The organism is Pseudomonas sp. S2_E02 (assembly GCF_054668355.1).
In genome coordinates this window covers 596762-610826 of record NZ_CP162761.1, presented here as the reverse complement: position 1 = coordinate 610826, position 14065 = coordinate 596762, and the positions used below count along the sequence as shown (strand labels likewise).

Annotated in this window: 9 protein-coding genes; 4 read left to right on the top strand and 5 right to left on the bottom strand. The window is 59.0% G+C overall.

All coding sequences use genetic code 11. The features are described from left to right. Window positions 1–11: 11 nt before the first annotated feature. From AB4O01_RS02695 to AB4O01_RS02685, 3 genes are all read right to left on the bottom strand, one after another. A complete protein-coding gene (locus tag AB4O01_RS02695; RefSeq protein ID WP_080761988.1) occupies window positions 12–176 on the bottom strand; it encodes an Imm74 family immunity protein in 165 nt (54 codons plus the stop codon). Beyond that, window positions 145–669, bottom strand: coding sequence for a hypothetical protein (locus AB4O01_RS02690; protein WP_016987067.1), 525 nt, complete (start codon window positions 667–669; stop codon window positions 145–147). The genes AB4O01_RS02695 and AB4O01_RS02690 overlap by 32 nt, the downstream gene beginning before the upstream one ends. Before the next feature lie 224 nt (window positions 670–893). Beyond that, window positions 894–1343 (bottom strand): winged helix-turn-helix transcriptional regulator, encoded by a 450-nt coding sequence (locus AB4O01_RS02685; RefSeq protein WP_311886616.1) that lies wholly within the window; start codon window positions 1341–1343, stop codon window positions 894–896. A 186-nt stretch (window positions 1344–1529) separates the two neighbouring features. On the opposite strand from AB4O01_RS02685, the gene AB4O01_RS02680 reads away from it, so the two are divergent. Continuing rightward, on the top strand, window positions 1530–2348 hold the full coding sequence (locus tag AB4O01_RS02680) for an alpha/beta fold hydrolase (RefSeq protein WP_320337039.1): 819 nt from the start codon (window positions 1530–1532) through the stop codon (window positions 2346–2348). A 119-nt stretch (window positions 2349–2467) separates the two neighbouring features. Here the strand turns inward: AB4O01_RS02680 and AB4O01_RS02675 are convergent, their stop codons facing one another. After that, window positions 2468–8413, bottom strand: a complete 5946-nt coding sequence (locus tag AB4O01_RS02675) for a peroxidase family protein (protein WP_460090590.1) — start codon at window positions 8411–8413, stop codon at window positions 2468–2470. Window positions 8414–8486: 73 nt separating this feature from the next. Between AB4O01_RS02675 and AB4O01_RS02670 the strand changes: the two genes are divergently transcribed. Beyond that, window positions 8487–9965: a sensor histidine kinase gene (locus tag AB4O01_RS02670; RefSeq protein ID WP_460090589.1), complete on the top strand. Its 1479-nt coding sequence runs from the start codon at window positions 8487–8489 to the stop codon at window positions 9963–9965. Here AB4O01_RS02670 and AB4O01_RS02665 read toward each other — a convergent pair whose 3' ends face one another. After that, window positions 9966–10664 (bottom strand): response regulator transcription factor, encoded by a 699-nt coding sequence (locus tag AB4O01_RS02665; RefSeq protein ID WP_320337042.1) that lies wholly within the window; start codon window positions 10662–10664, stop codon window positions 9966–9968. Between the two features lie 316 nt (window positions 10665–10980). Here AB4O01_RS02665 and AB4O01_RS02660 point away from each other — a divergent pair, with 316 nt between their 5' ends. Then, window positions 10981–12717, top strand: coding sequence for a type I secretion system permease/ATPase (locus tag AB4O01_RS02660; RefSeq protein ID WP_460090588.1), 1737 nt, complete (start codon window positions 10981–10983; stop codon window positions 12715–12717). Beyond that, window positions 12718–14064, top strand: coding sequence for an HlyD family type I secretion periplasmic adaptor subunit (locus AB4O01_RS02655; RefSeq protein WP_460090587.1), 1347 nt, complete (start codon window positions 12718–12720; stop codon window positions 14062–14064). The last annotated feature ends 1 nt before the right edge of the window (window position 14065 follow it).

Below are 14065 nucleotides of genomic sequence, written 5' to 3'. Positions count from 1 at the left end.
GCTCCGCCGAGTCACTTCTCGACGTCAAGCATGTGTCCCGTTCTGGAGAGTTCCACCTCGACTTCATCAATAACCCGCTGAACTTCTTCTTCAGTCAAAGCTTGATTTTCATTGGGTGCATCCCAGTTCTGCTGGAGGCTGCAACTACGACTGCCAGAATGTGAGACAAACGCCATATTCGTCGAGCAGATCGTCAGCGATTTCAAACTGAAACACCTTCCCTGGAAAGCAGTCTGATAATGCGCGCTTCCAATATCCAGTGAGGTGTTCGGCAAACAAATGACAAAGACGATAGTCTTCTTCCGACAGACCAACCTTAAATACGGGTCGGTCCGGCGCATCTTCCCACTTTGAAAAGAACTGATTTACTGAAAAAACATTTCTGTATCGTTCAACATCTCTACGCAATGCACTTTTTTCCAACACACCCGTTTCAGTCTCGACCAGCCCCTTCAAGGGAAATTTTTGCGGGTCGTATTGCTCAGCGTTAGGCAACCAGAAAACGTGGCCGTCAAGCTCAATAAAATCAGGAGAAAGCAAACCTAGAACAGAAATGGTTTGCTCCAGTGAAACCAGATTCCCGACATACGAAAAAAACTCCCCGGAACCAATATCCGATACGAACAGGTTCAATGACTTTTTAGAAATACTACCTTTATAAATTTTCATCAGTTCAATCCCAAGCTATCCAGAACCGACTGAGGAACAGTTGGGGGCTGCCGGTTGCGCAGGCTTGGCGTCCTTTCCGGGCAGTTCCTTGAGCCCTGCTGCTCTTCGAGCAGGCGATTCTGGCGGTTACGGATAAGGTCAGTGTCACCGGGTGTGGGAGCCGCAAGGGCCCGTTTTCATTGACTTGGCGGCAGCGATTAACTCAGTTCAAGCAGCCCCGCCTTTCAGTGTTCAACGCCCAGTCGCGTAGCGACGTCCTCGGGGGCCAGCGCGCGACCATCGGCCGCCGTTAAAGTCAGCTTGCGAATCGGTTGACGGTTCTTCGCATCGACCATCACCGAGCCCGGCTCACCCGGCGCGTACATGAATTCAGCGCCCCACTGCGACAGCGCGACGATCACCGTCTGCAAGGCTTTGCCGCGCTCTGTCAGCACGTATTCCTTATAGGCGCCGCCATCGGCCGCTGGCAGCGCTTGCAGGATGCCCTGCTCCACCAGGCCTTTGAGGCGCGCGCTGAGCATGTTCTTGGCGATATCCAGACTCTTCTGAAAATCATTGAAACGGCGAATCCCGTCCAGCGCGTCACGAATGATCAGCAACGACCACCAGTCACCAATCAGGTCCAGCGTCCGGGCGACCGGGCAGGCATTGCCCTGCAAACTTTTGCGTTTCACGTAGGAGTACTCCATGCATTCGTCGATTGGCCTCGCGGCTCACAGTTGCATCATACAACTGCAAGACACGTTCACGCCTGGACCGACGCAAAACCAGCACCTGCATACAAGTAGCCGGATCGCTTTGCGTTGATAGTGAATGTCGCCATTTCGGCATCACTCGCGATCCCTGACGCAGGAGTTTCCATGAGCACCTTCACCACGCAAGACGGTACCGAGATTTACTACAAGGATTGGGGCAGCGGTAAACCTGTGCTGTTCAGCCACGGCTGGCCGCTGGATGCCGACATGTGGGAATACCAGATGGAATACCTGAGCAGCCGTGGCTATCGCACCATTGCCTTTGATCGTCGCGGTTTCGGCCGTTCCGATCAGCCGTGGACCGGATATGACTACGACACCTTCGCCGATGACATCGCGCAGCTGATCAACCATTTGGACCTGCGTGACGTGACGCTGGTGGGCTTTTCCATGGGCGGCGGCGACGTCAGCCGCTACATCGCCCGGCATGGCAGCGAGCGCGTTGCCGGTCTGGTGTTATTGGGCGCGGTGACACCGCTGTTCGGCAAGAAAGCCGACTTCCCGCAGGGCGTCGATACTTCAGTGTTTGACGGCATCAAGGCCGGCCTGCTGCAGGATCGTGCGCAGTTCATCGCCGATTTCGCCGCGCCGTTCTATGGCACCAATCAAGGCCAGAAAGTCTCCGACGGCGTGCTCACGCAAACGCTGAATATTGCTCTGATGGCCTCGCTCAAAGGCACCGTGGATTGCGTCACGGCGTTCTCGGAAACCGATTTCCGCCCGGACATGGCCAGGATCGACGTGCCGACGCTGGTGATTCATGGCGACGGCGACCAGATCGTGCCGTTCGAAACCACCGGCAAACAGGCGGCGGCGCAGATCAAAGGGGCTGAATTGAAGGTTTACGCCGGGGCGCCGCATGGTTTTGCGGTGACGCATGCGCAGGCATTGAATGAGGATCTGCTGGCGTTTCTCAAACGCTGAGAGGCATTGCGTCTGGATTTGATTCACCGTGCGCTGGGTCCGATTCCTTGATTGCCAAATGCCGTCCACGAAAAAGGCGCCCCCTTCCTGAGGTGGGCGCCTTTTTACCGGTTGCCGATTCAAACCACGCCGACAAAGTCACTCGCTGTCAGCGCAACATGCCCAACCAGATCGATTTGAATATCCGCTCCAGATCCCGTGTTTACATTGCCCTCCACATAGGTGTGATCCACGCCGCCAACGTTCACGAAGTGATACTTCAGTTGTGACTGATTACTGAACTCGGTACCCACGCCATTCCATTCGCCGAGGAACGTGAAATCCTGATTACCGGCCGAGCCGGCGCCGGAAGTTCGCGAGTCAATCAGTGACAGATCAATATGATCCTGCCCCTGAGTGAAATCATTGATGACATCGCGCGTGAAAATCGTCGTTCCCGAGTCGCCTGTGGCAGAGAACACAAACAAATCATTGCCTGCGCCGCCAGACAGGATGTCGCGATTGCCGCCGCCTTCGAGCGTGTCATTGCCACCTCCGCCGGCGAGTGTGTCGCTGCTGCCCTGCCCCGTCAGGACGTTGTTGCCAGCATCGCCAGTCAAGGTGTTGGCACCGCTGCTGCCGATCACGTTTTCAACGTTGATCAGTGTGTCGCTACCGGTCTGCGAGCTGCTCGCCAAGCCGGTCGCCAGGTTGACCGTGGCATTGGCCGACGTGCCCGACAAGTCGTATGTATCGTTGTCGCCACCGCCGTCATAGGTGTCATTGCCGTCGCTGACCGACGCGCGCAGAGTGTCATTGCCCTGGCCACCAAACACACTGTCCAGGCCTTGACCGCCGACCAGCGTGTCGTTACCGCTGCCACCGTCCAGCCAGTCATTGCCGCCCTGACCTTGCAGCACGTTGCTGGCGCCGTCGCCCTGGATATGATCATTGCCGGAACTGCCGTTGATGTTCTCAATGCCGGTCAATGTGTCACTGCCGGTCTGTGTGCTGGTCGAGGTGCCCGCCTGCAAGTCCACAGTGGCTGCCGCCGAAGTGGCTGACAGATCATAGGTGTCGGTGCCGGTGCCGCCGTCATAATGGTCATTACCATCGTTGAGCGACGCCAGCATCGTGTCGTTGCCAGCACCACCGGACAGCGTGTCATTGCCGGCCAGCCCGGTGAGCTGGTTGTTGCCACTGTTGCCGGTGATGACGTTGTCCAGAGCGTTCCCGGTGCCATTGATATTGGCCGAGCCGAGCAAGGTCAGGTTCTCGACGTTGGCGCCCAGGGTGTAACTGATCGACGACGTCACAGTGTCGGTGCCCTCATTGAGGTTTTCCTGCACCACATCGCCATTGGCGTCGACCACGTAGATGTCGTTGCCGGCATTGCCACGCATCGTGTCGTTGCCGCTACCGCCATCCAGCAGATCCGAGCCGAGGCCACCATTGAGCACATCGTTGCCCGAGTAGCCCATCAGGATGTCCTGATAGTTGGTGCCATTGAGGGTGTTGCTGAAGAAGTTGGTGCCTTCGATAAAGCGTCCGACCGCTTCCGTCGGATCTGAAGTCAATTGCTCCACGGTGCCGTTATTGTCGGTGTAGGTGGTCAGCACTCGCACCTGTTGACCGAACTGTGCCGAAGTCGGAGCAAATGTCGAAGCATTCGCGCCGGCGATGTTCAGCCACGCAGCGCCTGCCAGTGCCTGCCATTGATAGGAGAAGCCGCTTGGTCCGGGTAAACCGTCGGCATCCTGAATCGCCGAGGTGTTCGCGGTCAGCCGGTATTGCGCCGGCACCGGCCGAGCGGGCGTGGTCGGCGCGGTGGCAAATCCGGACACAGCGACATTGCCGGTCGGTAGATGGTTATTGATGCTCAGATTGACCGTGCGATCGGCAAAACGCAGTTTTTCCACACCGATCACGATGTCAGTGCCGTCGACATTGGCCGCCCCCACACGAAGATCGACGACTTTGAACGCAGTGATCAACTCGCCACCCGGACGGGTGTCGGTGAACTTGGTGATGCTGTAGTCGGCGAAGTTGCCACTGAGGATTGCGGTATCGGCTGCACCATCCGCCGTGCCGGGTGCGGCGTGATTGTCGCCCAGAATGAAATCCGGACGGCTGGCCTGCAGGCTAGTGAAATGCTCGGCAAAGCCCTGGCTGGCGAGCAAGTGATTGAGGTCGGCAAGTTTGATCGAATCGCCGACAATCACATCATTGCCACCGTTGCCTTGGGCGACATCATCGCCGCTGCCGCCAATCAGCCAGTTCTCGGTCGTGTTGCCGATCAGGCCGGCCGTCGGATTGGCCGGCGAGGCGCTGTTGGGCCGACTGTCACTGAAGCGCGAACCGATCAGCCCTTCAATGTCGGTGAGCAAGGCGTTGAACGGCTGGAACAGCACGCCGGTACCCGGAGCGGCGACGATGTTCTGGTTGTTCAGGTCCGCCGCCGCATCCAGCGCGATGTTCACGTCGCTGAACGCGGCAATGTCGAAGCCGACATCACCAATGGCCTCATCGCCATCGCCCTGGCCGGGAGCACCACCGAGCCCCGGCAGCAAAATGTCGTCGCCGGCACCACCAAATTCCTGGTCACCAGTGGAGCCGCCGGAAATGATGTCGTCGCCGTCTTCGCCGAAGAGGATGTCCGGGCCGTCGCCGCCATAGATTTCATCGTTGCCGTCGCCGCCATGCACCAGGTCGGTGTCGCCACCGGCGTCGATATAGTCGTTACCAGCGCCACCGTACAGCTCATCAATACCGGCTTCGCCATAGAGGTGATCATTGCCGTTGCCGCCGATGACCACGTCCAGGGCTCCAGCGCTGGTACCGGCATAGATCGTGTCGTCACCCTCACCGCCATCGAGGAAGTCCTCGATGTCGCCACCGTAGATCACGTCGTTACCGTCGCCGCCGTAGATATGGTCGGCGCCGGCCTTGCCATCAAGGATGTCGTCGCCGCCCTCGCCGTAGATCGTATCGTCGCCGTCACCGGCATCGAGCCAGTCGTTGTAGTCAGTACCGACCAGCACCTCGTGAGAGTTGTAGCCCACGGCTGCGGTGCCGTCAGGGTTCTCGCCCTGATCCGGCCGATAGTCACGGATGTAGGTTTGCGCGGTGTGCGTTTCCGGATTGCTCAGGCTCACCAGCAAGCCGTTGCCACCGATCCCGCCGACGCCCCCGGTGGAGTAGACCCCCATGTGATTGGCTTCGATCAGCGTGCCGTACTTGTGTTCGCTCTTGTACGCGGTCGCGCTGGAACCGGAGTCGGTGTAGCTCAACTCGACGTAGCTGTCGGCATAGCCAAACACATCACCGGCCAGGTGCCGCGCGTCGGTGGTGCGTTCGATGATGTCCTTGAACTGCTCGGTGACCACCTGCTCGTTGAGGTTGGTCATCGCTGGCAAGCCGAGGTCGAGGCGGAACAGGTAGTAGAAGCGGTCGCCGTCCATCAGCCGTTCCATCTGGTCTTCGAAGATGGCGTTGAAGGTGGTGCCCAGTTGCCCGGTGTACACATGTTTTTCCGCCAGCCCGCCGATCCACAGATCGATCGCGTTGTAACCGTCATAACCTGCCACGTGATTGCCGGCAGGATCTGCCGCACCGGAGAGGAAATAGGCCGCTTGCTCTGCCGTCACACTGCCGCCGGCATAGTTGGTGGTCAGGCCGGTTGCATCTGCATCGATAATGGCCTGGGCGTGCGCAATATCACCGTCGAACGAATAGGCCGCAATGAAGTTCACCAGCGACTCGGGGTGAATCATGTTGTTGGCGAAGTCGCTCCAGCTGGTATAGGGCGTCAGGCCGTCAACGATCAGGTTGGTGTGGTGCTGCGTACCGGCCGGTGACGCCCGTTCGGCGATCAACGCATCGTGGATCTGCTGCCGCGCCTGGTTCAGGGTTGGCAGCCCCAGATCCCGACCGCGTGCTAGGTTGATGGTCGCCAGATCCAATGGCTGGCCGAGCAAACCTTGCTGCAACGCCGGGGTAACGAACTCATCGATTTCGTTGCTGATCTGCCGGGTCATGCCCAGCGCAATCGCGGTCGGCCCCACTTCGGCAAAACCGCCCGGATTGAGGAAGGCCTGCTCCAGCGCATAGTGGGTGATTGCGCCCGTCAGGTCGTAGCCGCCACTGGCGTTTTTCTCCAGCGCGTCAATGGTTTCGCGCAGTTGCGAGTGGCCGAAGCGGAACGCGGCTTGACCGTATTCCAGCGAGATATTGGTGTTGATGCCCGAGTCATAGGTGACGAATTCGGGCAGGTCCGGCGTGATCAGCCGAGCGTACTGGTCGATCGCCACGTGCTGGTATTCCATCTCCACGGTGAGTTTGGCGGCGTAGAACAGCTTGTCCTGATCCCAGGACACCGTAACGCCATCGGCCAAGGTGAAGTTGCCATTGGCATCGGTGTAAAAACCGCCGCTGCCATTGCTGATCTGAACTTGCCAGTTATGCCGGACATTGACGTCGGTCTGGCTCAGCACTTCGTTCTGCAGGTTGATCAGCTGCACGTTGTGGTCTTCGTGGAACACGTGATGAATCGCCGTGAGACCGAAGTTTTCGTTCACCCGCCCGTCGCCGGCAATGTAGTGATCACCGACCGACTGCAGCAACAACTCGTTGGCCACCGCGTAATCGGCACTGCCCGGCGCCGAGCTGATGGTGAAATCGGCAAAGTTGACGAAACTGAACAGATTCTTCGGCCCGGCATTATCGTAGTTGACGACCATGCCGTATGGGTTATTGGCGTCGAAGGTGATGCTGGTGATATGTGAGTCCAGCGACATCAGGCGGGCCTGGTCGATATGCGCGTCATCGAAGTGCGGGTTCATGTCCAGCAACAGCGCCTCACGGGTGTACACCACCTGCACCCCAGCCGTGTTGGGATCGGCATCGAGCACATGGCCATGGGCATCGCGCACGCGGAAGTTGGCGATGTCGTCCCAGGTCAGATCATCACGACCGGTGGCCAGCACATGGGCACGCAATTCGCTCAGCGTCGGCAGGGTTTGGTGGGTCAGCACGCCGTTGAGTGTCCAGGCCGCTTCATCGCTCAGGGTCGTGCCATCGAACAGCGCTGCGCCGGCGATAAATTGCCCCGGATGATTCGGATCCGCCACCCACTGGCGCAACAACTGCGTGACGGCGTCATTGGAGCCGTAGGTCTGGTTTTGATCAATGTAGGGCGAGTCGAGGTTGACGTACTGCGCCTGCCCTTGGCCGTCCACTTCAGCCACGGAGGCCCGATGAACCTTGATCGAATACACCGGCTGCCCGTCCGGCCCGATCGTACCGTAGAGCGGATCGTCCGGCGCCAGCGGAATGGTGATCGTCGCGTTCTGATTGGGCTTGTTGATGAAGTCCAGCCCGTGGTCGAAGAACTGTCCGAACAGGGTGAACCAGCCCGTGGTCGACGGGTCGCCCGACACAGTGTTCTGGTTACGGATGTAGTACTGACCGGAGTCTGGAGCACTGGTGTCGACTTCACCAATGGTGCCGAGGATGCCGGGATCGGTGACGATCGCCACGCCCGTGGCGGTGTGCTGGATATGGCCATTGGCGTCTGTGGCAAAGGTGACGCCGCCGCTGACGATGGTCTGGCTGATCATCCGTGGCGTGTAGTCCACCAGCGATGCTGTCGGATCGCTATAGAGTGAACTACTGTCAGACATGGGCGTGGCGCCTGCCGGAACGCCAGCGCCGGTCAAGGCGTCGTTACTCAGGTTTTGCTGAACGTAGTGACTGTAATCGGAATGGGTCAGCCGGATGAAGTTCTGACCGAAACTGCCCCAACTCTGTCCATCCTGGGTCAGGTTGTTGAAGTGGCCCGAGACGTTGCGCAGACCGATCGGATCGCGGGCGCCGTTGTACCAGACAGTTTCCCCGGGCGGTGTGTCGAGGGGATTGAAACTGCCAAGCAAGCCGAGCACATGGACGTTGCCATCGGAACCGTCATAGCCGTAAAGCGGCTGGCCGGCGCTGTCGTAGCCAACGATATGGATAGTCGGAAATGACACTTGCTGCTCAAGGAACGAAACATCGTTGGCATTGAGGGTGAAGCGCTTTAGCTGGTACATGGCAAACTCCGGATATCCGTTGGCTCGCAAGGTTTTTCAACCGACTTACCACGATCATCAGGAAATCGACGCAATGGCAAAAGATGCAAAAGTCCAATCAAAAAACGAGACTTTTGTCGCCGATGAAACCGAGACTTTGGTCGAACCGGAACCCGCTCACAGAAGGGCCTGGCATTTGCGTGTTAGGTCGCGCGCGCGCCATCTGAGCCGCTCTACGCAGTTTGTACTGGCCGCTGCACTGATACTGGGGTTGACGATGTTTTTCGTCGGCAAACTGGTAAGTGCACGTATTGAGCGTGCAGCCGTACAAAGCGCTGCCGAGGCTGGCGCGCATTACATGGAAGCGTTTCTGGAGCCTTACGTGCAGGAGATGAGTCGCGATAACGGCCTGTCCCCCACCAGCGTCAAATCCCTGGACCGGCTGATGGAAAGCCGCTCGCTGAAGCGCCACATTGTCTCGATCAAGATCTGGCGAGCCGACGGCACGGTGGTTTACAGCACGGACAAATCCATCACCAACCGCCAGTTCCCGATGGATGAAATTGCCGAGGCGGTCAAAGGCAACGTGGTCACTGACCTTGAAGACCTGGATCAGGAAGAGAACGAATTCGAACGCAAGCTCAACGTCCCGCTCTACGAAATCTATGCACCGCTTCGCGAGTTCAATACCCGGAAAATCATCGCCGTGGGCGAGTTCTACGAAAAAGCGGAAAGCCTCGAACAGGAAATCAATCGGGTACGCCAACAAGTATGGCTGGTGGTCGGAACGGCCACGCTGGCAATGCTGACGCTGCTGTTTTTCATCGTCCGGCGCAGCGACCAGATCATCCAGCGTCAACAGGTCACCCTGCGAATGCGGCTGCTGGAGCAGACCCGACTGCACATCAGCAACGCGGCCCTGCATCGCAAAGTCAACACCGCGACCCAAGAGTTCTCGCGCATCAACGAATTGACCCTGCGCCGCATTGGCGCCGATCTGCACGACGGGCCGGCCCAACTGCTGACCCTGATTCTGATCCGCCTGGATGACTTGGCCGAGCACTGCACGACACTGGATCAAGAGTCGCTGGAAACCATCCGCGGCGCCGCCACCGACGCCCTGCGTGAGGTGCGCGACCTTTCACGAGGCCTGGCCCTTCCGGAAATCAATGATTTGACCCTGACGCAAGAACTGCAGCTGGTGGCCCAGCGGCATGAGCAACGCACGGGCAGCAAAGTGCAACTGGATGTCGCGCCATTGCCCGACTCGGCGCCACTGCCGGTCAAACTGTGCCTTTACCGATTTGTTCAGGAGGCATTGAACAATGCCTACCGACATGCCCAAGGCAAAGGTCAGACGATCACCGCGAATCACCAGGAAGGAACACTGACCATCACCGTCAAAGACGATGGGCCGGGCATGGCGGCCGACGCTTTAGTGGTCGATGGCCACGGCCGAAACCGCCTCGGACTGGCCGGTTTGCGCTATCGCGTGGAGTCACTGGGCGGCGCGTTCAGTATCGAGTCCTCGCCGGGCGTCGGCACTGCTGTCAGCGCGCAATTGAAGTGGTAGTCAGGAGCCCCCGTGAACATCCAGCGGCGTCGGCACCGGGTTGATGTGCAAGCGTCCGACAGCCTCGCGTTCCCAGTGACGCCTGAGCGCCGTGACCGCTTCCACACGATTGCGTGCGTGCAACTTCTGCATCACGCAGGTCATGTAGTACTTGACGGTTTTTTCACTGATAAACAGCTTGGATGCCACCTCTTTGTTGGTCAGGCCTTTGGAGACTTCGCGAATGATCTGCTCTTCCCGATGGGTGAGATCGATCTTGCGCACTTCAGCTTCATGCTTTTTGAAATTGCTCAGCAGCCTGTTGGCAAACTCGGGCGTGATAAAAGTTTCGCCTCTGGCAATCGAGCGGATCGCCAACACCAGGTCCGGCCCGCTGACCCCTTTCAACACATAGCCGCGCGCGCCCGCTTCCAGGGCTGAATAGGCGTCATCCTCAGACTCTGACACCGTCAGCATCAGCACTTTCACCTGCGGTAATTGCGTGGAGATGAACTTCACTGCGGCAAACACGTCACCCGGCATGTTGACGTCCATCAACATCACGTCCGGTCTCATCCGCTGAGCAATATCCCGTGCCTCGTCTGCACTGCCGCCCTGTTCCACGACTTGCAGGTCTGCCCTTTTCCTCAGCGTGTTGGCAACACCTTCACGCAGCAGAGGATGATCATCGGCAATGCCGATGCGGATGAAAGGATTCATGACGCGCTCCTGAAAAAGGCCATGCGTTTTAACTCCCATTGATTAATAGCAGCTAACCGGCCCAGCCGTCGGGCTTCGATCCGGTGCAAACAGGGTCGCCAGCGCCAAAATTAGACTTAAGTCGGGCGATTTTTCGCCGTCAACAAGCCATCCGCGTAACAAGCGACCACAAAACAGGCCGGCAAACCGTTGTTTCTAAATCAATAAAAAACCGTCAGAAATATAGCGCCAGCGAAAACCCGGCCCTGGTGGCCATCCGACCAACAGTCGCTCTCCTACGCTGAGGTACATCAGGCCACGGCACTGGAACTTTGCGATGAACAAGAAAAATCACCCGCGATCCGAGTTTGCCGACGTGTTTTTTCGGCTGCGCCACACGCTTTATTCCCTGGCCGGATTCAGTGGTGTGATCAACGTGCTGATGCTCTCTCCTGCCATCTACATGCTGCAGGTGTATGACCGGGCGCTGGTCAGCAGCAACCTCACCACCCTGTTGATGCTGACCTTTTTGATGATCGGCCTGTACACCTTGCTGGCGATGCTCGAAGTCGTGCGCACTCGTGTGATGATCCGGGTCGGCAACCGCCTCGACATGGCCCTCAATCGTCGAGTGTTCACCGCCGCGTTCGAGCGCAACTTGCAACGCGCCGGCGGCAACCCCGCCCAGGCGCTGCAGGACCTTGCCCAGGTACGCCAGTTTTTGACCGGCAACGGACTGTTCGCCTTTTTCGACGCGCCGTGGACGCCGATCTACCTGTTTGTCGCTTACCTGATTCACCCGTTGCTGGGCATCGTCACCCTGTGCGGCTCGCTGATCCTGGTGGCGCTGACCTGGCTCACCGAAATCGCCACGAAAAAGCCCTTGGCCGAAGCCAATATGGCGGCTCAGGTCTCAGGCACATTCGCCAACAACAATTTGCGCAATGCCGAAGTCATCGAAGCGATGGGCATGCTGCCGGCAATCACCGGCCGCTGGTTTGGCAGCCATCTGCAGATTCTGCAAATGCAGACCCTGGCCTCGGATCGCGCGGCCTACATCAGCGGGCTGGGGCGTTTTGTGCGCATTACCTTGCAATCGCTGATCCTCGGCACCGGCGCCTTGCTGGCCATCGAAGGTTCGATCACACCGGGCATGATGATCGCCTGTTCCATACTCAGTGGTCGGGCGCTGGCCCCCGTTGAACAGCTGATTGGTGCCTGGAAACAACTGCTGACCAGTCGTCGTGCCTGGGCGCGCCTGAGGAGCCTGTTGCAGGACTTCCCGGCCCGCGCCGATGCGATGAAACTGCAAAAACCGTTGGGCATGATCTCGGTGGAACACCTGCACGCGGGTGCGCCGGGCATGACGCAAGCCATCATTCACGGGCCTAACTTCAACCTTTCACCGGGTGAATCACTGGGCATCATCGGACCTTCGGCGTCGGGCAAATCGACCCTGGCGCGTTTACTGGTCGGTATCTGGCCGGCGCTCAGCGGCAAGGTGCGACTCGACGGCGCCGACGTCTACCTGTGGAACAAACAAGAGTTGGGCCCGTGGATCGGCTACCTGCCGCAGGACGTGGAATTGTTCGAAGGGACCATCGCCGACAACATCGCGCGTTTCGGCAACCTCGACAGTGAAGCGGTGATCATCGCCGCCAGGCGCGCCGGCGTACACGACATGATCCTGCGTTTTGCCCGAGGTTACGACACCACACTGGACGTCGACGGTAACCCGTTGTCCGGTGGTCAGCGTCAACGCATCGGCCTGGCCCGAGCGCTGTATGGCGAACCTTCGCTGATTGTGCTCGATGAACCCAACGCCAACCTCGACGATGCCGGCGAGAAAGCACTGATCGAAGTGCTGGAGGACCTGAAGCAGCGGCGCTGCACCACGGTGTTGATCAGCCATAGGCCGAGCATCCTCGGCACCGTCGATAAAATCCTGATGCTGCGCGAAGGCAGCACCCAATTGTTCGGCCCACGGGAAGAGGTATTCGCGGCGTTGCGCCAAACCAGTGTGCTGCCGACCGTGGGCTCACCCACCCTGTCAGCCGTGCGCGGGAGAGAGTAAATGGGGGCCTTGAGCGTTGACCCGCATGGCCAGGAACTGCTACGTGCAGTGGCCGAGATCGACGTCGACGACCGACGCCCGGCGCGCTGGGGCGTGCTGTTGGTGATCGTCGGCTTCGGCAGTTTTTTACTCTGGTCATGGCTCGCGCCGCTGGACGCGGGGATCGTTGCCACCGCCACGGTCAAGGTCACCAGTAACCGCAAGGCCATTCAGCACCAGACCGGCGGCACCATTGACGCAATTCTGGTACGGGAAGGCGACAACGTCAGCAAGGATCAGGAACTGGTCAGGCTCGATGCCACTCAGGCGCTCTCCGAGCAAGGAGTGGTCAACGCCCAATTCATCGCCACGAAAACCATGGAAAACCGTCTGCAAGCCGAGCGCGACGGTTTATCGGAGGTGGTCTTCGACCCGCTCATGCTGCAGCGCTACGCCGACAATGAGCACCTGAACGAGGCGATCCGCCTGCAGCGTCATCTGTTCGAAACGCGCCGCGCCAGCCTCGCCGGCGAGCTCGATATTCTGCGCGAGTCGCTCAACTCCGCCGACGCGCAAATCAAGGGGCTGCAGCGCGTCTACAACGCCCGCTCATCACAGATCGGCTTCCTCAATCAGGAACTGACAGGCGTGCGCCAACTCGCCGCCGAAGGCTACGTGCCGCGCAACCGCATGCTGGAACTGGAGCGTACCGGTTCCGACCTGAATGCCTCTCAGGCCGATAACCTCAACAACATCGCCCGCGCCCGGGGCCAGGCCGCCGATATCAAGTTACGCATCATTCAGCGCGAGTACGACTACCGCAAGGAAGTACAGTCGCTGCTGGCCGATGTGCAGAAGGAAAACAGCGCCCTCACCGATCGCTTGCAGGCGCTGGACTATCAGGTGCGGCACACGGTGATCCGCTCGCCCATCGACGGCATCGTCCAGGGCTTGAGTGTGTCGACCGTCGGCGGAGTCATCGCCCCCGGTTTCAAGATCATGGAAATCGTCCCCGCCCATGAGCCGCTGCAAATCGATGCGATGATTCCGGTCCAGGCCATCGACCGCATGAACCCCGGGCTGCCGGTGATGATTTCGTTCCCCGCGTTCAACCATGTGCAGACGCCCAACATTCCCGGCAAGGTGCTGACCATCTCTGCCGACCGCTTGATGAGTGAGGACAACAAACAACCTTATTACCTGGCCCAGATCGAAGTGACTCAAGCCGGTATGGCCATGCTCGGCGACAATCACATCCGTGCCGGCATGCCTGCTTCGGTCACCATCAAGACCGGCGAGCGCAACCTGCTCAGCTACCTGTTGAAACCCCTGCTCGACCGCGTCAACAGCGCGTTCAAGGAGCAATGAG

Excerpts from the sequence above, each read along its gene's own strand:
- AB4O01_RS02695 (WP_080761988.1), bottom strand. The coding sequence starts at position 176 with ATGGCGTTTGTCTCACATTCTGGCAGTCGTAGTTGCAGCCTCCAGCAG.
- AB4O01_RS02690 (WP_016987067.1), bottom strand. The coding sequence starts at position 669 with ATGAAAATTTATAAAGGTAGTATTTCTAAAAAGTCATTGAACCTGTTC.
- AB4O01_RS02680 (WP_320337039.1), top strand. The coding sequence starts at position 1,530 with ATGAGCACCTTCACCACGCAAGACGGTACCGAGATTTACTACAAGGAT.
- AB4O01_RS02675 (WP_460090590.1), bottom strand. The coding sequence starts at position 8,413 with ATGTACCAGCTAAAGCGCTTCACCCTCAATGCCAACGATGTTTCGTTC.
- AB4O01_RS02670 (WP_460090589.1), top strand. The coding sequence starts at position 8,487 with ATGGCAAAAGATGCAAAAGTCCAATCAAAAAACGAGACTTTTGTCGCC.
- AB4O01_RS02665 (WP_320337042.1), bottom strand. The coding sequence starts at position 10,664 with ATGAATCCTTTCATCCGCATCGGCATTGCCGATGATCATCCTCTGCTG.
- AB4O01_RS02660 (WP_460090588.1), top strand. The coding sequence starts at position 10,981 with ATGAACAAGAAAAATCACCCGCGATCCGAGTTTGCCGACGTGTTTTTT.
- AB4O01_RS02655 (WP_460090587.1), top strand. The coding sequence starts at position 12,718 with ATGGGGGCCTTGAGCGTTGACCCGCATGGCCAGGAACTGCTACGTGCA.